Origin of the sequence: Methyloglobulus sp., from assembly GCF_040079455.1 — a bacterium.
Classification (GTDB): Bacteria; Pseudomonadota; Gammaproteobacteria; order Methylococcales; family Methylomonadaceae; genus Methyloglobulus.
This window is the reverse complement of sequence record NZ_JBEBKJ010000030.1, coordinates 1-21,355: the sequence shown is the minus strand read 5'-3', so window position 1 is coordinate 21,355 and position 21,355 is coordinate 1. Positions and strand designations below refer to the sequence as shown.

The window sequence follows — 21,355 nt, the reverse complement described above, 5'->3', positions numbered from 1 at the left end:
AAGGGTATGAAGTGATTAATTGTACCCAACAATTGAGGTTTGCCGTGTTCCTCGTCTGGTTTGATAGTAAACTGGCGCTTCTTAAAAAGAATGAATTAGAGGTGTCTGTTGGCGTGGTTGCTATTATTTTCTGCGGGTTTGGTGGAAATTGTTTTTGCGTTGAGCCTTAAATATAACCAGGGATTTACCCGCTTGATCCCTAGTTTAATTACGCTTGCGTCGGGGGGTGTGAGCTTGTTTTTGCTGATGACTGCGATTAAATTTCTGCCAGTGGGTACTGCTTACGCGGTTTGGACGGGCATGGGCGCGGTAGGTGTTGCGATACTCGGTATCGTGTTGTTTAAAGAATCTGCTGAGATTTACCGATTATTTTCTATTTTCCTGGTCATAGCCGGAATTGTCGGGCTTAAACTTACCGACAGCAATTGATGCTGCATCTTATTTTTCAATCACCTATTGATATTGCTGTGCTGGATAGAATGGGTTCTGGCGATGTTGCTGTGTTTCTTGAGAACGCTGTGCTTGGGTTGTTGCAAAAAGGTAAGTTTGCCAATTTGCTAAACAATCAGCTCAACATGAATCGTCTGTGCGTGTTGTCCGAGGATATTGAGGTAAGAGGTATTCTCACTTCTGAGCTGGTATCAGGCTTAGAGGTCATAGACTATGCAGGACTGGTTAACCTCACCGTTGAGAATCCGTTGATTATGTCATGGTGTTGATGGTTGGCGAACTGTCTTTGGAAACTACCGATCAGGGGTTTCTGGCAAACAGGTTAGATTGGAACGAAGTCGTTGCAATGCATCTTGCCCGACAGGAAAACATAACCCTTACCGACCAACACTGGGAAATTATCTTATTCATACGGTCGTATTATGACCAATACAAACACTTGCCCAATACCCGCGTGTTTATCAAGGCGATAGCACTTACCTTGGGTGGTGACAAAGGTAATAGCCGGTATCTACACCGTTTATTTCCTGATGCCCCCCTTAAATACGCTTGCAAACTGGCAGGTTTGCCTAAGCCGCCGAATTGCTTATAGCTGTATCGTTCCCACGCCGGACGTGGGAAGAATATTTACCATTATTCAATGCCAAAAATTTTCCATCATCATTGCACCTCGTTAATACCTAAGGATAAGGACGAACACGACTTCTCCGCTACCCTCCCGATGATCAGTCGGGGATTCTGGCTTTTTAAAGTGCCGAATCAAGATATAAGGACAAACGGTAACTCGTTAATTCCACTCGCGGTGAGTCTGTCGAACCATAAGCAGAATTAACTTGTTCAGAGTTTCCTCAACATGCTCATATTAAAGCGTATAGCCTCGATGAAGCTTGCAGAATCGAGGCTATTTATAAATCACCCCTTCGCATAAAACTCACTATCCCTATAAATATCATGCACATGGCGTAGAAACACCATGATGATAGACGCAATAGGTAAGGCAAGTAAAATCCCCAAAAATCCAAATAGCTGGCCGCCCGCCATTACCGAGAAAATCACGGCAACGGGATGCAAGCCGATTTTGTCGCCTACCAGTTTTGGCGTTAATACCGTACCTTCTAAAGACTGGCCTATCAAAAAAACTACGGCGACAGGAATCAACTGGGTTAATTCGTGAAATTGCACCAACGCGGCAGTACAGGCAACCACGATGCCAACAATAGCACCAAGGTAAGGGACAAAGCTGACTAATCCTGCGAGCATTCCGATTAGCAGCGCTAAATCCAACCCTACAATCCAAAGTCCAACGCTGTAAATACATCCCAAAGCGAGCATGACGTAGAATTGCCCACGAAGGAAGGCGGATAAAACAGTGTCGACTTCCCCTGCAAGTTTGGCCGTGGTGGCCGTAATCCTTCTGGGCAATAGGCCATAAATTTTGGCAACTAGGATGTCCCAGTCCCGCAGTAAATAGAAGGTTACGACGGGGATTAGCACCAGGTTCATCAAAAAGCCAACGATTACACCGCCAGAGCGGGAAAGCGAACTCATCGTGGTAACGGCAATACCTCCTGCTTTTTGCCAATGGCTTTTAACAATATTGATGAGTTCGCTAGTATCTACTGGTTTTAGCGTGATACCGAAACGATGTTCTAACCAAGGTAATAATGCACCATTAATTTTTTCGGCATAAGCAGGTAAGCTACCCAAAAAATTTGCAATCTGGACTTCCAGTTGTGGTATCAGCAGAAATAACACCAGTACCAGAACGAGTGACATGACTGAGAATACGACAAGCACAGATTGGGTTCTGGATAAGCGATGGGCTTCAAGCCTATCGGTAAGTGGATCGCCCAAATAAGCAAGGATTGCGGAAAACACAAACGGCATTAACACGGGCGACAATAGATAAACGAGCCAACCGCCAAATGCGATCAATGCCAGAACTAGCCATTTTTGTGAATCCGTCATGGACGGTGACCCTTGCCTATTTTGCCCATGAATGCGTGTTTGGCTTTACAAAAAACTGGCGATTATCCAAACTTTGGATGCTTTAAACCAGCCCACGTGATCGAAAATACATATATACCGCTGCCGCAGCTATGACCAACAAACCCAGTGCAGCCGCTATAGCCCATATCAACCTGGGCTTTGCTTTATTTGGCCGGTTTGCATTGGAATGCTGCGTGTTAACACCTGCTATACTGGCATTAATAGCCCTAAATTTGCCTTGTTTATCTCTGGCGACTTGATAATGAATAATGTCGCCAGGAACAGGGCGGCGATCTGTCTCGCCGAGCGCGGAAATGTGTATAAACACATCCCTGCCGGCGTTATCAGGGGTGATAAAACCAAAGCCCCGATCCTCTTTCCAAGTTTTTAAAACTCCTGTCAATAATGGTTTTGTCATAAAAATAATTTATATAAATGTCTGTGATACTGACTGGCAAAGCGTTGGCTAACTTTATCCGCTGCTTAGGAAAGTTCGGTTTGAACTCACTTAGCTTTTCCGTGTTAATACCATTCGCTGTCTCGGGAGACACTGATTTATTTCAGTATCTCCCTTAGAGTTGTATCTGTGTTTGTTTGCAAGTCAATATTTGAACCAATCGCCGTCTGTATTTCAAAATGAACCACACACCTAAAATGGGTGGCATAGACACCTAAAGGCTTTGCGATAACCTTGGTGATTATCTGCTATTTACGAAAATCAGTTACTGAAATTACTTAGATTTTCTCTGAATAACGGCTTTATCGTCAATAATTAACTCGGAAATACCGCCCATAACCGATTTTATGGTGCAAGAGGCTTTTTTAAAACCGCCTTTCTTTTCACCCACCCACTTCAGGGTGATATAGCTATCTTTATCGCTGTCTGTTTCAGATGGGAAATAAACCTGTTCCCCCGTTGCATCCTTGATGGCTTTGGGGCAAGCCTCAGTCGCCATTGTTTGCAAGTTAAAATAATTTCTGACCATTGCTGAAGATTCTTTTTGTTCGGTCGATTGCTGATTATTAAGACCAACTAAGGCAAATCCCACCAGGATTGCACCTACGACAGCTATCGCTAATTTAGCGGATTCCGACATTTTTTCTTTCGGTTCGTTATCTTCTGACATGGTTCACCTCTAATGTTAAGTGTTGGAATGCTTGATGGCACTGGCTGATTCTATGCGAATTACTAGGCATCAGCGGTTATGTTACGGCATAGATTGCTTAAAGTCGTTGATTTAAGTCAAGGTTCTGCAAAAAAAATTTTGCTAAGCCAAATCGGAGCGAAAATTAGGTAGCTATTAGCCTTTAAAAGATCAAAATTCAATACCTTGTTCTGCCTTAATTCCTTGCTCATAAGCATGTTTAATTTTGGTCATCTCCGTCACGGTATCGGCAACTGCAATGACCTCTGGTGCGGCGTTACGCCCCGTCACAATTAAATGCAACCATCGTGGTTTATGATTGAGAATAAAATCGGCGATTTCTTCACCGCTAATCCAGTTATAGCCACAGCAATAATTGATCTCATCCAGCAAGACTACATCAAATTCTTCTGATAGTATTTTCTGTTTGCTGAATTCCCAGATTTCGCGGCTAGTTTTAATGTCTTGTTCTGGATTTTTGGTGTCCCAGGTAAAACCGTCACCCAAAGCATGCCATTCGATATTGTCGAAATGCGTGGCGGCTTTTTGTTCTCCCGTTTGCCATTGACCTTTTATGTACTGGATGACGCAGACTTTCATCCCCCAGCCCGCCGCCCGAAATACCATACCCAATGCGCTGGACGACTTACCTTTACCTTCGCCCGTATTGACTACGACTAATCCGTGCCGCCTATCTCTTGCTTTCATATCGTCCTATGGTATTTTACAAATACAGCAATGTTACATGTCATCTGACCAAGTCAAGACAAGGCAACAAGTTAAAGAAAGCTTACACGAAAAGCCTTTTTATCTCATTACATATTGCTACAATGCTCACTTGCCAACTTTTTTGATTAAAGAAATGGATGTAATACAACGACTCGCCGAAGAATTATCGGTCAACGCCAAACAAGTGCAAGCTGCCGTTCAGTTGCTGGATGAAGGCTCTACCGTACCGTTTATTGCCCGTTACCGAAAAGAAGTTACGGGTGGCTTAGACGACACGCAACTGCGTAACCTGGAAGAAAGGTTGGGCTACCTGCGCGAACTCAATGACCGCCGCGACTCCATTCTTGCCAGCATTCTCTCTCAAGACAAACTCACGCCAGAATTGGAAGCTGCCATTCTAGCTGCTGATACCAAAACCTTGTTGGAAGACCTGTATTTACCTTACAAACCCAAACGGCGCACCAAAGCCCAAATTGCACGGGAAGCTGGGCTAGAGCCATTAGCTGATGCTATTTTGGACGACCGGACGGTTATCCCAGAGCAACAAGCCATTACTTACATTAATGCTGAACTGGGCGTTGCGGATGCCGCAGCCGCGTTAGAAGGCGCACGCCAAATCATTATGGAACGACTATCTGAGGATGCAGAACTGTTGGCTAATCTTAGGGAACACATCTGGCAGAAAGGCGTAATCCATGCCACTGTTGTTAAAGGGAAAGAGCAGGAAGGCATTAAATTTACCGATTATTTCGATTACCAAGAAGCCATCAACAAAATTCCTTCGCACCGCGCCTTGGCGTTATTTCGTGGTCGTAATGAGAGCATCTTGTCGCTCAACCTGCTGCCAGAACAGGACGAACAAATTGGCCACGATTATTGCACCCAGCTTGTTGCAAGCCGTTTGATGGTTACCGATAACCGTATACCCGCCGATACTTGGCTGGCTGAAACAGCGCGTTATGCCTGGAAAATCAAGTTGTTCACGCGGATAGACCTGGACTTAAAGCTGCGTTTGCGCGAAGCCGCCGAACTGGAAGCGATCAAGGTATTTTCCAGTAACCTAAAGGACTTACTGTTAGCCGCTCCTGCTGGTGCAAAAGCGACGATGGGGCTAGATCCCGGCATTCGCACCGGAGTTAAAGCCGCCATTGTCGATGCGACCGGAAAAGTATTGGCTACCGAAACTATTTATCCTCATCAACCCAAAAACCAATGGGATCAGTCAATTGCCACCTTAGCTAAGCTGATTCAGCAGCACAAAGTTGATCTGATCAGCATTGGTAACGGTACGGCATCCAGGGAAACCGATCAACTGGTTGCTGACGTGATGAAGCAACACAAAGACCTTAACTTTAGGAAAATCACCGTATCAGAAGCCGGCGCTTCGGTCTATTCGGCATCAGAACTGGCGGCAAAAGAATTTCCCGATATGGATGTCTCAATACGTGGCGCGGTATCCATTGCCAGACGTTTACAAGACCCGTTAGCAGAATTGGTTAAAATCGACCCAAAAGCCATTGGGGTTGGACAGTATCAGCACGATGTCAACCAAGCCCAGTTGGCTCGTGGCCTGGATAATGTCGTGGAAGACTGCGTGAATGCGGTCGGTGTGGATGTCAATACGGCTTCTGTGGCTTTGCTTAAGCAAGTATCTGGCTTATCGCCTACCCTGAGCGAGAATATCGTCGTTTTCCGAAATGAAAATGGTGCATTTTCTGACCGCAAACAACTCAAAAAAGTGCCGCGTTTAGGTGATAAAGCTTACGAACAGGCCGCTGGTTTTTTACGTATTACGAATGGCGCTAATCCCTTGGATGCTTCATCAGTGCATCCAGAGGCGTATCCAGTTGTCGAAGCCATTATCAAAGATACCGGAAAATCCATCCGTGACCTAATCGGGCAAGGTCAAATACTGCGTAATCTTGATCCTGCCAAATACACCAACGAAAACTTTGGCTTACCGACAGTCACCGATATTTTGAAGGAACTGGAAAAACCAGGACGTGACCCAAGACCAGAATTCAAAAGTGTCGAATTCAAATCCGGCGTAGAAAAAATATCTGACCTAGAACCCGGAATGAGACTGAATGGCGTGGTGACAAATGTCGCTAATTTCGGCGCATTTGTGGATATTGGTGTGCATCAGGACGGCTTAGTACATATTTCACATCTTTCAGATACCTACATCAAAGATCCCAGAGATGCCGTTAAAACTGGCGATTTTGTCAACGTGCGGGTGTTGGAGATTGATATTGCACGGAAACGTATTTCCCTGTCGATGAAATCAGAAATTTCGCCTGATGAACATAAACCAAAACCTGAACAAACCACGCAAAAAGCTGTCCATAAGCCTAAGCAGCAAGCAGCGCAGCCCCAAGGATCAATGGCGAATGCGTTTGCCAAGGCTTTGAAAAAGTAAATAATAAAAGCTCTGCTATACTAATCCTTAAAATTAACTGATCTAGCAGGATTCAACATGACCCCATTCAGACAAATCACGATAGTCACGCTGTTCTTGACCTTGTTACTGGCGCAAATCCCCGCATTTGCGGCGGCTGATTATTACCAGCAACAGTTACAAAACGAACGCTTGCTAGAACGCCAACAGCGTCAGCAAATAAAACAGAGGGAAAATGCCCGTTATCGTAGTCAAGTCGGCGATAAAGCGTTAAATGGCGTAGCTAATATATTTACTGGGCCGCTTGAATTGCCGAAAAACATCATCAATCAGGTGAACTACAATTACAGCAACAGCTATAGCAATAGTTTTGGCGAAAATCCTGACGACAACATCGTTTACGGCGTAATTGGCGGCGTAATCAGCGGTGCTTTAAATGCCACGGGGCGGATCATGACCGGTGTAACTGACCTAGTGACTGCACCGCTGCCAACCAAACCTATCATCCAACCTCGATATGTTTGGGATGATTTTGACAAGAAAAATACTTATGGCCAGGTATTCCGGCTGGTTGATAATCCAAAAATAGAACCTTATGTAGCACCAGCGCCGCGTCCAGTTGCTGCCATTTCGCCGGTTCAAGACCAAACTGAGCAATATTCACAACAAACCAACCAAAATCTGGACACCATGTTCAGAAAAGAAATGCAGAAATAGTTTTTTAGTCTCCCTCTCACCTCAGCCCTCTCCTATTTACTGGAGGGGGCATTTCTTTGTTAGTAAACAGCAACGATTTATTATCATCCCTAAACTAACTCGAATAGTTCAATATCAGTGAAGCCCAGTAACGTTAGGTAAACCGTTGCAAACGCCGTCTCTGCTCTGCCAAACGTACTTTTCAGACCACACAATTACACTTCAATTTCTTTTGAAGACTAAATCCCAAACACCGTGCCCCAAACGTAAACCACGCTGCTCAAATTTTGTTAAAGGCCGGTGTGCGGGTCTTTCGCAATAGTTGTTAGTAGGACTAGTATTTGAAAATCTGTTATCTGCCGACAATACTTCCAGCATGGATTCAGCGTAGTTCTCCCAATCGGTCCCGGCGTGAAAATAGCCGCCGGATTGCAACTTACTTGCCAATAAGTTTAAAAAGCTGGCTTGAACGATACGTCGTTTATGGTGCTTTCTTTTGTGCCAAGGATCGGGGAAAAACAAATGGACTGCGGATAAGCTGCTGTCAGCCAGGTTGTTAGTCAAAATTTCTACGGCATCATGGCAATAGATTCTGACGTTTTGCAGGCCTTGCTGCTCTAACTGCATGATTAGATGGCCAACGCCGGGGCGGTGTACCTCAATACCGATATAGTCCTTATCGGGATTTGCGGCGGCCAACTTAGCCAGACATTCGCCATTCCCAAAACCGATTTCCACATACAAAGGCGCAATACGACCAAAAATCTTGTCTTTATCCAGTGCTTCAGTTGGATTGAGGCAGTACTTGTCCCAATAATTTTCCAATGCAAATTGCTGACCTTGGGTTAAACGGCCTTGGCGAAGGATGAAGCTGCGGATTTTTCGGATGGGGGATTGTTGAGCCATAATTACATATAAAAGGCGGACAGCTTAGCTCAAAAGACAACGTGTTACATAGCTAGTGTGCATTTTAATGCTTATGGAGATATTTAACGAATATTTCCGTTCAACCTGCCTGTAGCTGTTTTCCAATCTAATTCAATATTACTTCCTTTGACATTACTTTCTTGAGACAGAAAATAAGAAAGCAGTATTGATTTAACCGTGCTGTCAACCTCTGAGAGCATAATATTATTATCTTCCTTCAAAAGGTAAGAAAGCGAGGCATTTAACTCATTGCTAGTGTCTGATGATGCGGCGGTGGACAGTAATAAAGGTAGCGCCGAACTCGCTTTTCCGGATTGTGACAACATATTTCTAAATGCCATATCGTAAAATGCTGAACTGTACTCAGGGTTGCTATTAATCGCGCTTTGTATATTTGGTACTAGGGCATCAATTTCATTCTTGTTAGCATAACGAGTATATAAATCCATCGAGAATCCGGTTAAACCTTTAATTTCTTCGATTGATCCTTCCGTGTTTCTAATTTGCTGCATTAAAATTTCTTTTAAAACAGGGATTTCTGTAATAAGCTTCTGTTGTAGCTCTGGTGATGTCATAGCATTGTTCAAAATATTATCGACGATTTCTAGCATGTCATGGCGAGTGTTAATCGTTGTGTCCCCTTCGGTTAACAGTGATTGATAATGCTGCGAAATTTCTTGCGATAGCTCATACGGTATTAAGCCGGTCAAGTGGTCTTGGACGATGGCTTGCAAAGCATTATCACTGCCAAGCCAATTTGTTTTGGTGTAAATGCCCCACAATATCCGGCTTTTATCTTCATGCAATAGGTCGTTATTGTTAATAATATGGTCTTTAATCCTTTGGTCTAATAAGGATAATGCCTGCGCCACTTCTGGAGGATTGGCACTGATGATTGAATGCGTATCTTCTTGAGAATAAGGGAAGCTATCGATCCATTTTCTAATTTCAAGTTCCCAATCCATATTTTTTTTAGTTGTTTGAATGGGCTGATTTTTTTGGATAATTTTGGAGTTTCTAGGAGAGTCTTGCAGGTTAATACCATTTTTTGTCGTGTTAGCCGTATTTAGTGAGATGTTTCGATTAACAGCATGTAAAAATTCAGGATTTTTCTGAATACCGATATAAAAAATGGAAATTATAAAAATAGTAACAACTAAACCAAGAGAAGATTTTTTTGACATGTTGCTTAATATATGGAAATTATGGATGGTGTGCTTTGTTTTTACAACAATGCAAATACTTTTGCAGTTAGTTAGATGTTTTAATGATGGTCAAATCTATTGGCTGATCTTAAATTTTAAAAATATTTTGATTCGCTTAATTGTAGGCCGTGCTTTTTGCTTAGATTTTAGTTGTCGGATTAGGATCCTTTATTATCGCTAACCCGACTAAAATGGTATTACCTGAAATATCCAGTTGGACGATACACATAAAAAGCAGTTTTACCATCTACCCAAATGCTTCCTAACCCGACATCTGTTCTATTAGTAGTTTGATAAGTTAATCTAATATTGTTGTATTTCATCGTTCGCGTTATATCATACCAGTGGTCGGCTGACTGTCCTGTAACAACCATTGAGTGATCAACGGAGTTTACGCTACTTCCTACAACATAACTCCAATCTGCAAAAATAATATCTCCTTTTCTGATCTTAGTATGATCAAGCGGTTGTAGTTTATTATTGACCAGTGCCGTTTTTGTAATAAAGGCCATCCGTAATGCTTTGGCATTTGCTTTGTCCCTGGAAAAAGCAAACATATTTTGAGCACCTCTCCAAGTCGGTGGTTGACAGAGATTGGATACAGAATTGCACTTGTAGAACCAACTTGGATTGACTGTTGACGGAAATTTTCCCCGAGTTAGGAGGTTATTTAATGTGTATGAATTAGTTGAAGATAAAAGCCCACCACTAATTGATTGATTAACAAAATTTGTGCAATTTCCGCCTGTAATGGTAGTCCCAGCCAAATTAGGAAATGGATTTCTGTTGCTTCCAGAACCATAAGCTTTGGCATAATTGTTTATCGCATAAGTGACAGAATATGATGGTGAATAGGTTTCGGCATTAGCTATCAAACCAAATAAAATTAGAATTAAGCTTGTACTTGTTTTTAACATTTTTTCTCCTATTTATAAAATAACCTCGGAAAGTCGCCATAACATAAGCGCTAATAAAACTCCAAATTTATTTAACTGCTTTTCGGTAATTAATTCGGAATCAATGATAGGCTTTAACTGTTATCCCGCAAAGCTTTAACTACGAAGAGTAATAAACCAAGCTGACAAGATCTTTCATAGAAAAGCGTAAACGCTTGAAATTCTTACATGTAAGGTAATGTTTTGAAAGCAACCCACAATCCCATTACTCAATGCTGTGTTTCCTCAAAAGTTTAGTAGGTTAGGTTGCGCTTGCGCTACCTGACAATCACTTTTGAAATATCACGTAACCGCATTTGCGGCTATGTGACTAGAATTTCGTCAGAAAAACAACCCATCAATCGGTGAAGAAGCCGATGCAAAGCGCTTGCGCGGCATGCGTCCTGCCAGGAAGGCTTCCCGTCCGGCTTCGATGCCTTTTCTCATCGCAGAAGCCATGAGAATAGGATTTTTGGCTTCGGCAATTGCGGTGTTCATCAACACACCCGCACAGCCTAGCTCCATTGCGATAGCCGCATCAGAAGCCGTACCAACACCAGCATCTACCAGGATAGGCACTTTAGCGTTTTCAACAATTGTCAAAATATTGTAAGGATTACGGATGCCCAGGCCAGAGCCAATGGGCGCTGCCAACGGCATAACGGCCACACAACCGATTTCTTCAAGCCGTTTGGCGGCAATGGGATCATCATTGGTGTAAACCATGACATCAAAACCGTCTTTAACCAGCAGTTCAGCGGCAATATAGGTTTGGGCAACATCGGGAAACAAGGTCTTTTGGTCAGCCAACACTTCCAGCTTGACCAGATTGTGGCCGCCGAGCAGTTCACGCGCTAGGCGGCAAGTCCTGACCGCATCTTCGGCAGTATAACAACCGGCAGTGTTGGGCAGGATGGTGTACTTATCCGGCGGGATCACATCCAGCAAATTAGGCTCGCCAGGATTTTGGCCGATATTGGTACGTCGTATCGCCACGGTAACGATTTGCGCCCCGCTGGCTTCAATAGCGAGCCGGGTTTCTTCCATATCCTTATACTTTCCCGTGCCGACCAATAGCCTTGAGCGATATGCGATGCCTGCAATGGTAAACGTATCGCCCTGACCGCCACCGATGGCGTGGACAATTTCGATGTGATCGCCATCATGTAATAATTGGTTTAGATATTGGTCGAAAGGCAATATTTCCTTATTTAATTCCACGGCAATTCTTTTGCCAGTCAACCCCATATTGTCGATAACATCGGCAACCCGGTTATTGTCAGGAAGCTCACGGCTTTCGCCATTGACGTAAATGATCATAAAACTATACTCCGGCGTTTTTGCACCGCCTCAGCCAGACTTTTTAGCAGTGGCAAAGTATCATCCCAGCTTAGACAAGCATCGGTAATGCTTTGTCCGTAAGTTAGCGGTTGACCATCGGTCACGTCTTGTTTACCGGACTTAAGATGGCTTTCGATCATGGCCCCCACGATTCTCTGGTCGCCGCTGGCTATTTGCCCTGCAACATCTTCCCCGACAATGAGTTGTCGATGGCATTGTTTTAGGCTGTTGGCATGGCTGAAATCGATCATGATGTTAGGTTTTAGATCGGCTTTTACTAACCCTTGTGCCACTTGCTCAACGTTGACAGCATCATAATTAGGTTGACCGTTACCGCCCCTTAATATGATGTGTACATCTTCATTGCCCGTGGTGGAAAAAATCGCCGAATGTCCGGCTTTGGTCAGGGACAGGAAATGATGGGGACTCATTGCCGCACCTATCGCATCAATAGCGATTTTGATAGTGCCGTCGGTGGAGTTTTTAAAGCCGATTGGGCAAGATACGCCAGAAGCCAACTCCCGATGGCCTTGGCTTTCTGTGGTACGAGCACCAATAGCACCCCACGCAATCAGGTCAGAAATATACTGCGGCGTGATTAAATCCAGGTATTCCGTCGCCGCCGGCATTCCCATGTTGTTGAGATCGAGCAGCAATTGCCGTGCAACGCGCAAGCCTTTATTAATGTTAAAACTGGAATCGATGTCGGGATCGTTAATCAGGCCTTTCCAACCCACTGTCGTACGGGGCTTCTCAAAATAAACCCTCATAACAATCAATAGGTCGTCTTTTAACTCATCCCTGGCTACTTTGAGTAGCCCTGCATATTCTTTAGCAGCATGAATATCATGAATTGAACAAGGCCCCACTACAACCAGTAAGCGATCATCCCTGCCATTCAGGATATTATGGATGTCATGCCGTGCTTTTAATGTCGTTAGTGCGGCAATTTCACTGAGCGGCACTTCATCATGAACCTGAAAGGGTGCAATGACTTCTTTGATCTCGCAAATTCTCAGATCATCGGTTTTGTAGGATGTATGCATGGGTTATCAAATGATTCTGTAAAGGCGCTTCAAGCGGTTATTTTAACTGTTTTTGTTAGCTGTTGTTAGCCTTTGCCGCCAACTAGAAAGGATATGGGGCTTAACTGAGTTTTTCCAAACTGACTTTCAAGGCTGCCAAAAATGCTTGGTTTTCTTCGGGTTTACCAATGGTTACACGTAAGCAGTCAGCCAATAATCCACCTTGAGGACTCATGTTTTTAATTAATACGCCTTGTTGTTTGATGGCTGTGAAGATGTCAGTTGCCTTATTTTTAGCTGTTTTGAACAGGATAAAATTTGCGGCACTGGGGTAAGCGGTAATACCATCCAATTTACAGAGTTGTTCGTAGACGTTTGTGCGTTCTGCACAGATTTTTTGGGTTTGTTCATCAAACAGCGCGTGATGAGTTAGCGCAAAGTATGCAGTGGCTTGGGTTAAGATATTGATGTTATAGGGCAACCGGATTTTATTGAGTTGTTCAATGATAGTCGGTGTACCAACCAAATAACCCAGCCTTAAGCCTGCTAATCCTAATTTGGAAACGGTACGCATAATCAACAGGTTTTCATATTGCGCCAATTCGTCCATGAAGCTGGCATTCGCAAAAGGCGCGTAGGCTTCATCTAAGACCACCAGCCCGTTGGCGGCTGCAATTATCTGCCGTATTGCCTGGGAACTAAAAAGGTTGCTAGTAGGATTGTTAGGATAAGCCAAAAAAATAATGGCAGGCTGGTGTGTTGCAATCGCTGCCAGCATGGCCGGCAAATCCAGCCCAAAGGTATCGGGCAACAAAGGGACATTGATAAAGTTCAATCCCAGCGACTGGCTGATTTGCTGGTACATGACAAAACTGGGCTGCGGCGCAAGCACACTGGCAGTTGGTGACAAAGCCATCAACAGAATTTGAATAAGCTCATCGGAACCGTTGCCCAGCAACACGTCATGAGTCGGTGGAATGTTATTTTGTTCCCTAATCGTTTGCGTGAGTTGTTTTGCTTCAGGATCGGGATAACGGTTCAGTTCGCAGGTTTTCAGCGTTTCCAGCCAGCTTTGTGTGATGTCTTCCGGCCAGTTATAAGGGTTTTCCATCGCATCCAGCTTAATAAAGCCGCTCGCATCGGCAACTTTATAAGCGGACATTGCCAATACTTCTTTGCGGAAAATGGATTTATTCAAGGCAAAATGCCCAAGGTGTGAATTTTGTGATTTTGTATTCCATTTATTTTTTTCGCCTTTAGCCTAAATCCTATATTCGGCAGAACGCGCATGGGCGGTTAGACTCTCGCCCCTTGCGAGTACAGAAGCGGTTTTTCCCAATTCTTTTGCACCCGCCTTAGAACAATTAATCAAGCTGGTGCGTTTTTGGAAGTCGTAGACTCCCAATGGCGAAGAATACCGGGCCGTGCTGGATGTGGGCAGGACGTGGTTTGGCCCTGCACAGTAATCACCCAAGGCCTCAGCCGTATAACGTCCCATGAAAATAGCGCCCGCATGGCGGATGTGTTGGCTCAAGGCTTCTGGATTTTCTACCGAAAGCTCTAAATGCTCTGGGGCTATGGTATTGGCGATTTCTGCAGCTTGTAGTAAATCCTTGGCTTTGATGAGTGCGCCACGGGTTGTCAACGAAGCCCTTATAATATCAGCGCGTTCCATAGTCGGCAGCAAGTTGTTGATGCTTTGCTTGACGGCTTCAAGATAAACGCTGTCATCACTTATTAAAATTGCCTGGGCGTTTTCATCGTGTTCAGCTTGTGAAAACAAGTCCATGGCAATCCAGTCTGGGTTAGTCTTGCCATCACAGATAATCAGAATTTCCGAAGGGCCGGCGATCATGTCAATACCCACCTGTCCAAAAACCAGTTTTTTGGCAGTTGCCACATAGATGTTGCCGGGACCGACAATTTTTGCGACGGCGGGGATGGTTTCCGTGCCGTATGCAAGCGCGGCAACGGCTTGTGCGCCGCCGATGGTAAAAATTCTATCGACACCTGCTAAATAGGCGGCCGCCAATACCAATTGGTTGCTTTCGCCTTTAGGGGCGGGCACCACCATAATCAATTCACCGACTCCGGCGACTTTTGCTGGGATGGCGTTCATCAAAACGGAAGAGGGATAAGCGGCTTTGCCGCCCGGCACATAAAGCCCTACGCGATCTAACGGGGTAATTTTTTGCCCAAGAACCGTTCCGTCAGCTTCCGTATAATCCCAAGATTGTATTTTTTGGTGTTCGGCATAAGCGCGAATCCTGTCCGCTGCGGTTTGTAAGGCTGCCGCTTGGTCTGCTGGGATTGCGACAAATGCTGAGTTGAGACTGGCTTGGGTCAGCTCCAGTTCTGATGAATTGCTAATTTGGCGTTTATCGAAGCGGTTGGTGTAAGTAATAACGGCTTTGTCACCATTGCTACGTACGTCGACAATAATGTCCAGAACTTGCCGATGAATATCAAAATTTTCCGTTTCATTCCATGCCAACAAATTTTTTAATTGCCCAGCAAAATCTGGGGATGCGGCATCAAGTTCGGCAATCGTAATCTCTGGCATAGGCTTACCTTTTAGCCAACGTAAGTTCGAATTGTTCCAATAAGGTAGCAATGGCACGGTTTTTCATTTTCATGGCGGCCTTATTGACCACGAGGCGGGAACTAATGTTCATTATTAATTCTCGTGGTTCAAGATTATTTGCTCGTAGGGTATTGCCAGTATCGACAAGATCGACGATGCAATCGGCAAGACCAACCAGCGGCGCAAGTTCCATGGAGCCGTACAGCTTAATGATCTCAGCCTGTATGCCTAAATTGGCATAATAGCGTTGTGCGATTTTGACGTATTTGGTGGCAACACGGAGGCGACCCTTAGGTATGGGCGCATCCTTGTGGGCTGCTGTCATTAATCGGCATTTAGCAATCCCCAGATCCAACGGCTCATAAAGGCTTTCGGCACCATGCTCCAATAGGATGTCTTTTCCGGCAATGCCCATATCGGCAGCACCGTACTCGACAAAGGTAGGTACATCGGTAGCACGGATAATGACGAGCTGGACATCATCCCGGGTCGTTGACAGGATCAGTTTGCGGGACTTTTCGGGATCATCAATTGGCGTAATACCAGCCTCTTCCAAAAAAGGTAAGGCTTCTTCGTAGATCCTGCCTTTAGATACAGCAATGGTTAGCATGGCAAAGCTCTAGTTCGGAACTCGTCTTATGATCGCACCTAATTGCGACAGTTTTTCTTCAATGTGGTCATAGCCACGATCAATATGATAAATACGATCTACACGGGTACTGCCTTCAGCGGCGAGTGCAGCGATGACAAGACTGGCAGAAGCCCTTAAATCTGTCGCCATAACGGGTGCGGCAGTCAGTTTTTTGATACCTGTACAGATAGCGGTGTTCGATTCCAGCTTAATATCAGCACCCATGCGTTGTAGTTCTTGAACGTGCATAAAACGGTTTTCAAAAATCGTCTCCGTAATAATACCCACGCCGGTTGCAATTGCGTTCATGGCAATGAATTGAGCTTGCATGTCGGTTGGAAAAGCGGGATAGGGTGCCGTTCGTAAAGACACGGCTTTAGGCCTGTTACCGTGCATGTCGAGGGCAATCCAATCATCACCTGTGGTAATTTCGGCACCTGCTTCGATCAGCTTATCCAGCACGGCATCCAAAATATCGGGACGGGTGTTTTTAAGCTTAACTTTACCGCCAGTGATCGCGGCCGCAACCAGATAAGTACCCGTTTCTATCCTGTCAGGAAGAATATCGTAATGGATTGATTCCAAACCGAGTTTTTCAACACCTTCAATCACTAAAACATCCGTGCCGATGCCAGTAATTTTTGCGCCCATCTTGTTCAGAAAATGCGCCAGATCAGTGACTTCCGGCTCTTTCGCCGCATTTTCCATGATGGTCGTGCCTTCGGCTAAAACTGCCGCCATCATTAAATTTTCTGTACCGGTGACAGTAACTAGGTTAAGGACTAAACGGCAACCTTTTAATCTCTTGGCTTTGGCATGAATATAACCGCCTTCAACGGTAATATCTGCACCCATTTTGAGCAGGCCATTGATATGGACATCCACAGGGCGTGTACCGATAGCACAACCACCGGGCAAGGACACATGGGCTTCACCAAACCGCGCCAACAATGGCCCCAATACCAGAATGGATGCCCGCATAGTCCTGACCAGCTCATAAGGGGCTTCATAACTGTTGATAGTGCTGCTGTCCACCTCGATATTCATTTTTTCATCAACCATCAACTGTACGCCCATACGCCCTAATAGCTCCATGGTTGTGGTGATGTCGTGCAAATGGGGTATGTTTCCGACAGTGACGGGTGATTCAGAAAGCAAGGTCGCGGCTAAAATTGGCAGCGCTGCATTCTTGGCTCCAGAAATACGAAGTTCGCCACAAAGTTGTTTGCCGCCAGTGATGATTAATTTATCCATAGTGTCTTATTGTCGTGATTGTCTGCGCAGGCTTATTCTGTTGCATCTTGACCAGATTTGGCTGAAATAAAATAGCTTGTCTTATCAAGGCCACTCAACTTAGCTAAGTTCAGGAGCTGTTCTGGAATATTTCTAAAGCGTAATTGTACTCTTTTACTGCGAGTATATTTTATCCATTCAATCATTAAGGCGAGTCCTGCGCTGTCGGCATTGCCAACACCACCCAAATCCATGACAACTTGTTTGGTAGCGGCTAAAAATGCAAAGGAACTGACGGTTTTTTTGTCCATAGCAGAAAAAGTCAGGTCGCCATCGACGATAAAATGCCCCGCACCCTCCTTAACAATGGTCAGTTTGCTCATTTTTTTTCTTCTGCCGACTTAAACAAAAATTGGCCGATGGCTTTTTCCAATATGATTGCTGATTGGGTAATTTCTATCTTCCCGTCTTCCTTTAAGAAATCAGCTGAACCGCCTGGTTCAAGGCTGACATATTGCTCACCCAACAATCCGGCGGTAAAAATACTGGCGGTCGTATCGTCGGGAATGCTGTTGTATTCGGCATTTATCCGCATTTTAACCACAGACTCGTAAGTTTTTGGATCAAAGCTGATGTTGCTGACCTGACCGATTTTAACGCCAGCCGCAGAAACTGGGGATTTTACCTTGAGGCCACCAGAATTCTCGAAGCGGGCGGTAATCGTGTAGCCTTCTTGTTCTGTAAAAGAACTTAAATTACTGACCTGTAAGGCGAGAAAAAATAGTCCGGCAATACCAGCCGCGACAAAAAGCCCGACCAGCGTGTCCTGAGTATTGCTGTGCTGCATTGTTAATCATCTCCAAACATGAGAGCGGTCAAGACAAAATCCAAACCTAAAATACTGAAAGCCGAATTTACTACGGTGCGGGTGGTTGCACGACTAACACCTTCGGATGTTGGAATAGCATCATAGCCTTCAAATAAGGCAATCCAACTGGTCACGAAACCAAACACGAGGCTCTTTATGACACCATTAATAATGTCGTCCTGAAAATCCAGTTTTGCTTGCATTTGCGACCAATAAGCTCCTTCGTCAACGCCCAGCAAGCCGGAACCAACAATCTGACCGCCAATAATGCCAATGGCACTGAATAGTGCGGCCAGTAAAGGCATAGAGATCAAGCCTGCCAGAAAGCGCGGTGAAATGATTCTTTTGATGGGATCAACAGCCATCATTTCCATGCCGGACAATTGTTCGGTAGCTTTCATCAAGCCGATTTCAGCAGTCAAGGCCGAGCCGGCGCGTCCAGCGAACAACAAGGCGGAAACGACAGGGCCTAATTCGCGCACCAAAGAGGCGGCAACCATAACACCTAAGGTTTCCTCGGCACCAAAATCGGACAGTATGTAAAACCCCTGCAAGCCTAAAACCATGCCTACAAACAAACCGGAAATAGAAATAATCAAAAAAGATAATACGCCGACTGAATAGAGCTGGTTAAGCAGTAGCCGTGGACGAAGCAGTATGTCGGTAGTCCCAGTGATCGTATGCAAAAGGAAAAAAGTCGCACGTCCCAGCTTGGTAAAGCTGCTACGGGTATTCCTACCTAAAGTTTGAATAAAGTCCATCATGTTTAAGCAGCAAACCTAATAGCGTTTTCCAGAAGACATCAAATCGTCCTGTAAGTCTTTGGCAGGATAATGAAAATGTACGGGACCATCGGCAGAACCGTCCATAAATTGCTGAACCCACTCTGACGATGATTGTTTTATTTCTGTAGGAGTGCCTTCACCGATCACTTTGCCATCCGAAACCACATAGATATAATCGGCAATCGCAGAGGTTTCATGCACATCATGAGATACGATGATCGTGGTCAAGCCCAAGGTTTGGTTTAATGACTTGATAAGATGCACCAACACGCCTTTAGAGATGGGATCCTGACCTGTAAACGGCTCATCATACATAATCATCAGCGGGTCTAATGCGATAGCCCTAGCTAATGCGACGCGTCTTGCCATACCGCCGGACAGCTCATTCGGCATCAAATTTCTTGCGCCGCGCAAGCCAACCGCTTGCAATTTCATCAATACTAACGTACGAATCATTGATTCAGAAAGATGCGTATGTTCGCGCAATGGAAAGGCTACGTTATCATAAACGTTCATATCCGTTAGCAACGCACCGCTTTGAAATAACATACCCATGCGCTTGCGTAACACAAACAGCTCGGATCTGCGCAAGCGATGGACATTGCTCCCGTCCACCGTAACAGTGCCTTGTGACGGACGCAGTTGCCCACCAATCAGTTTCAATAAGGTTGTCTTCCCAGTTCCACTAGGCCCCATGATGGCGGTAATTTTCCCGCGCTCAAAGTCCATGAACACATCTTTGAAGATTTTATTGTCACCCCGCGAAAACGATAGCCCTCGGACTGCAACCAGACTGTTTTGGGAGCGACCACTTTCACTCATATTAGGCAAAGAATAAATAATCCAAATCTAAACAGGCTATTGTCTATGACTACTCCCTTTTGAGTCAAACTTTAATCAAGGATTCAAATCAATGGGAACAACACAAACTTACATTTTTTCCGGTTTCAGAGCTACCTTGCTGACAAATTCAAGGGCGAGTACAAAACTGGGGGCTTATCCATAAGGGAATCTCTAAATATTCAAAAAGCTCCTTCTACCTCTGGGAGAAGGTTGGGGTGAGGTATTTAATATCAATAAGTTACAACACTATCCCAGGGGAGAGGAGATTTTTTAGAGATCCCCATAAATATTATTATCCTGGTTTTTCTTGTTGATTTTTCGTAAAACCGTCGCGGAAGCAGCAAGCATAAGTAAGCAGAGATCATTCTGGCACTGAAAATCTTGGAAGCGTAGCGTTTTAGTGGAGTGAGGATATTTAGTCCCCAGAAGCGATAGGGCTGTGTGTTTTTACGAAGCGCTGTTTGCTACGTGGAAATGAACAGCATTCCGACATTGCGTCGAGTCATTGCGTAATGATGCCTCATACCCTTTGTCGGATATGAGGCGAGAGTAGCAGAGCCTGTCCTGAGCGTAGTCGTAAGGAACGGCTGGGGCAGACGAAGACATGAGCGGTCGCGTTAAGTTTTTGCCGCTTTTGGACAGGATGTTCTCAAAACAAGCTTTCACAAAAATAACGACTCCCCGCCGTTCAGCTTATGTCGGAAAAGTATTTAAACAGTTTTTAGTGGCATCCTGTCTAAAGAAAGTAAAAATACCCCCAAAACCATAAAAATCAAAACAACCCCTACAATTTACTCAAACTGTCCAATAACGCCCTGCTTTCCATCAGTCTACTCAATTTACCCGCACTATTTAGCTGTTCGTTAAAGGCTAACTTACCGACCATCATAGCCTGTTGATTCACTTGATTTTGATGATGCGCTACACGACCATGATCATGATGTTTATCTTTCAACTTAAGCCTATCTTTGTGACTATAGTTACGTTCTTTATTTACGGTCACTTTGAAGGTGGCATAGGCCTCATTGCCATAACGATCACGGGCTTTGACCATGACTTCAGTGTTCATTGCGCCTTTAGGCGGCACTCCTGAAAATCTGAGTTGTTTGGGGTTGAAATGCAGCCATTTTGGCAGTGGCGATCCATCAACCTGAGCCGCCTCGTATTCTAGCTGTTCGTTAGGATTGGTATGCCGAAAGGTACTAGGGGGAACACTAAAAGAATAAGTTTGCATCTCCAATACTACTTGATTACGAAGCGAACCAGTCAGGTACAGATCATAATCTTGCAGATCACCGTAGAGACTAAGATGCGAAGGACTATAAGTTTCGTAACCATTCCAGGTCGGATTAGGCTCTCTGAACGGTAATAATGAATAGCTACCTATTGTTGATGATGGGGATAAGAGGGGTGGATTAGCAAGTAAAATAATCGGGCCAATGTTACCAGGTTCATTGGGTACTTTTGATATCTCGGTGATGGTGCCGAGGCCGGTGACGGGGCTGGCGTTCTGGGCGGTGCTGGCGCCAAGGGTCAGGGTTTCGCTGGGCTCGCTGGTGCCGTCGTCGACG

The 21,355-nt window shown here is 44.8% G+C and carries 23 protein-coding genes; 5 read left to right on the top strand and 18 right to left on the bottom strand.

The features are described 5' to 3' along the window. The first annotated feature begins 108 nt into the window (after positions 1-108). From sugE to ABL924_RS08465, 3 genes are read left to right on the top strand one after another with little or no spacing between them, the layout of a single operon-like run. Entirely contained in the window at positions 109-429 is a 321-nt protein-coding gene (gene sugE, locus ABL924_RS08475) for a quaternary ammonium compound efflux SMR transporter SugE (RefSeq protein WP_349026651.1), read from the top strand. Then, entirely contained in the window at positions 429-719 is a 291-nt protein-coding gene (gene tusB, locus ABL924_RS08470; protein WP_349026650.1) for a sulfurtransferase complex subunit TusB, read from the top strand. The genes sugE and tusB overlap by 1 nt, the downstream gene beginning before the upstream one ends. After that, positions 710-1,042 carry a TusE/DsrC/DsvC family sulfur relay protein gene (locus ABL924_RS08465; protein WP_349026649.1) on the top strand — a complete coding sequence of 111 codons (333 nt, stop codon included), beginning with the start codon at positions 710-712 and terminating at the stop codon, positions 1,040-1,042. The genes tusB and ABL924_RS08465 overlap by 10 nt, the downstream gene beginning before the upstream one ends. A gap of 320 nt (positions 1,043-1,362) precedes the next feature. Here ABL924_RS08465 and ABL924_RS08460 read toward each other — a convergent pair whose 3' ends face one another. The 4 genes from ABL924_RS08460 to cobO all read right to left on the bottom strand — a co-directional run bounded on the left by ABL924_RS08460 (position 1,363) and on the right by cobO (position 4,292). Continuing rightward, on the bottom strand, positions 1,363-2,418 hold the full coding sequence (locus ABL924_RS08460; RefSeq protein ID WP_349026648.1) for an AI-2E family transporter: 1,056 nt from the start codon (positions 2,416-2,418) through the stop codon (positions 1,363-1,365). An 82-nt stretch (positions 2,419-2,500) separates the two neighbouring features. After that, positions 2,501-2,857 carry a cold shock domain-containing protein gene (locus tag ABL924_RS08455; protein WP_349026647.1) on the bottom strand — a complete coding sequence of 119 codons (357 nt, stop codon included), beginning with the start codon at positions 2,855-2,857 and terminating at the stop codon, positions 2,501-2,503. Positions 2,858-3,170: 313 nt separating this feature from the next. Beyond that, positions 3,171-3,566 (bottom strand): hypothetical protein, encoded by a 396-nt coding sequence (locus tag ABL924_RS08450; protein ID WP_349026646.1) that lies wholly within the window; start codon positions 3,564-3,566, stop codon positions 3,171-3,173. Positions 3,567-3,755: 189 nt separating this feature from the next. Beyond that, positions 3,756-4,292, bottom strand: a complete 537-nt coding sequence (gene cobO, locus ABL924_RS08445) for a cob(I)yrinic acid a,c-diamide adenosyltransferase (RefSeq protein ID WP_349026645.1) — start codon at positions 4,290-4,292, stop codon at positions 3,756-3,758. 154 nt (positions 4,293-4,446) lie between these two features. On the opposite strand from cobO, the gene ABL924_RS08440 reads away from it, so the two are divergent. Further along, positions 4,447-6,732 (top strand): Tex family protein, encoded by a 2,286-nt coding sequence (locus tag ABL924_RS08440; RefSeq protein ID WP_349026665.1) that lies wholly within the window; start codon positions 4,447-4,449, stop codon positions 6,730-6,732. 57 nt (positions 6,733-6,789) lie between these two features. Continuing rightward, positions 6,790-7,428: an exosortase system-associated protein, TIGR04073 family gene (locus ABL924_RS08435; protein WP_349026644.1), complete on the top strand. Its 639-nt coding sequence runs from the start codon at positions 6,790-6,792 to the stop codon at positions 7,426-7,428. Positions 7,429-7,629: 201 nt separating this feature from the next. Here the strand turns inward: ABL924_RS08435 and trmB are convergent, their stop codons facing one another. The 14 genes from trmB to ABL924_RS08365 all read right to left on the bottom strand — a co-directional run. Continuing rightward, positions 7,630-8,313, bottom strand: a complete 684-nt coding sequence (gene trmB / locus ABL924_RS08430; RefSeq protein WP_349026643.1) for a tRNA (guanosine(46)-N7)-methyltransferase TrmB — start codon at positions 8,311-8,313, stop codon at positions 7,630-7,632. An 83-nt stretch (positions 8,314-8,396) separates the two neighbouring features. Then, a complete protein-coding gene (locus ABL924_RS08425; RefSeq protein WP_349026642.1) occupies positions 8,397-9,518 on the bottom strand; it encodes a hypothetical protein in 1,122 nt (373 codons plus the stop codon). Between the two features lie 218 nt (positions 9,519-9,736). Continuing rightward, on the bottom strand, positions 9,737-10,456 hold the full coding sequence (locus tag ABL924_RS08420) for an amidase domain-containing protein (RefSeq protein WP_349026641.1): 720 nt from the start codon (positions 10,454-10,456) through the stop codon (positions 9,737-9,739). A gap of 360 nt (positions 10,457-10,816) precedes the next feature. Next, complete coding sequence (gene thiS / locus ABL924_RS08415; protein ID WP_349026640.1) at positions 10,817-11,794, bottom strand: sulfur carrier protein ThiS; 978 nt, start codon at positions 11,792-11,794, stop codon at positions 10,817-10,819. Next, positions 11,791-12,861, bottom strand: coding sequence for a 3-deoxy-7-phosphoheptulonate synthase AroG (aroG, locus tag ABL924_RS08410; protein ID WP_349026639.1), 1,071 nt, complete (start codon positions 12,859-12,861; stop codon positions 11,791-11,793). The genes thiS and aroG overlap by 4 nt, the downstream gene beginning before the upstream one ends. 100 nt (positions 12,862-12,961) lie before the next feature. Next, entirely contained in the window at positions 12,962-14,038 is a 1,077-nt protein-coding gene (hisC, locus tag ABL924_RS08405; protein ID WP_349026638.1) for a histidinol-phosphate transaminase, read from the bottom strand. Between the two features lie 63 nt (positions 14,039-14,101). Next, positions 14,102-15,403, bottom strand: coding sequence for a histidinol dehydrogenase (gene hisD, locus ABL924_RS08400; RefSeq protein WP_349026637.1), 1,302 nt, complete (start codon positions 15,401-15,403; stop codon positions 14,102-14,104). A 4-nt stretch (positions 15,404-15,407) separates the two neighbouring features. Continuing rightward, the gene (hisG, locus tag ABL924_RS08395) at positions 15,408-16,034 is read right to left on the bottom strand and encodes an ATP phosphoribosyltransferase (protein ID WP_349026636.1); all 627 of its coding nucleotides are present in this window, start codon (positions 16,032-16,034) and stop codon (positions 15,408-15,410) included. A 9-nt stretch (positions 16,035-16,043) separates the two neighbouring features. After that, a complete protein-coding gene (murA, locus tag ABL924_RS08390) occupies positions 16,044-17,309 on the bottom strand; it encodes a UDP-N-acetylglucosamine 1-carboxyvinyltransferase (protein WP_349026635.1) in 1,266 nt (421 codons plus the stop codon). A gap of 32 nt (positions 17,310-17,341) precedes the next feature. Further along, a complete protein-coding gene (locus tag ABL924_RS08385; RefSeq protein WP_349026634.1) occupies positions 17,342-17,671 on the bottom strand; it encodes an STAS domain-containing protein in 330 nt (109 codons plus the stop codon). Continuing rightward, complete coding sequence (gene mlaD / locus ABL924_RS08380) at positions 17,668-18,135, bottom strand: outer membrane lipid asymmetry maintenance protein MlaD (protein WP_349026633.1); 468 nt, start codon at positions 18,133-18,135, stop codon at positions 17,668-17,670. The genes ABL924_RS08385 and mlaD overlap by 4 nt, the downstream gene beginning before the upstream one ends. 2 nt (positions 18,136-18,137) lie before the next feature. Further along, on the bottom strand, positions 18,138-18,920 hold the full coding sequence (mlaE, locus tag ABL924_RS08375; protein WP_349026632.1) for a lipid asymmetry maintenance ABC transporter permease subunit MlaE: 783 nt from the start codon (positions 18,918-18,920) through the stop codon (positions 18,138-18,140). A 15-nt stretch (positions 18,921-18,935) separates the two neighbouring features. After that, positions 18,936-19,763, bottom strand: coding sequence for an ATP-binding cassette domain-containing protein (locus ABL924_RS08370; protein ID WP_349026631.1), 828 nt, complete (start codon positions 19,761-19,763; stop codon positions 18,936-18,938). Positions 19,764-20,568: 805 nt separating this feature from the next. Next, positions 20,569-21,355, bottom strand: a 787-nt coding sequence (locus tag ABL924_RS08365; RefSeq protein WP_349026630.1) for a putative Ig domain-containing protein, incomplete at its 5' end; no start/stop codon positions are given.